We start from the raw sequence: 324 nt of genomic DNA, 5'->3' as shown, positions 1-324 counted from the left end.
CATCTCATCGATAAGGTCATCCCAGACGTTTTCCGAGGCTTCAAGCAATACCTGACCGCGCTCGTGATCCTGCACCAGCCGCCACAGGGCGTGGCGCTCTTCGGAAGGCAATGCCTCCAGGGTGTCCGCCAGGTCCGGGGGCGGTAAATGTGCAACCAGCGCACCTACCTCAGCAATATCGTCGGCCAGCGTGCCGACATCATATTGCTCAGCCAGGGTTAGCTTACCCAATAACGTTGACGTGACCGCTTTATCGGTCGTCAGGAGCCAGATGAGCCGCGCACGCTCCTGGTCACGCTGCCTGGCGCTGTTTTTCTTTAATAC

The 324-nt window shown here is 58.3% G+C and carries 1 protein-coding gene; it reads right to left on the bottom strand.

Annotated elements, in window-relative coordinates; genetic code table 11:
- On the bottom strand, positions 1-324 hold a 324-nt coding region (locus RTW80_RS28230; RefSeq protein ID WP_409415332.1), incomplete at both ends, for a magnesium transporter MgtE N-terminal domain-containing protein.

Source organism: Escherichia sp. AM3, from assembly GCF_032029835.1.
Lineage (GTDB): Bacteria > Pseudomonadota > Gammaproteobacteria > Enterobacterales > Enterobacteriaceae > Escherichia > Escherichia coli.
Note: the sequence above shows the minus strand (reverse complement) of the source record. Positions and strands in the feature narration are given on the sequence as shown.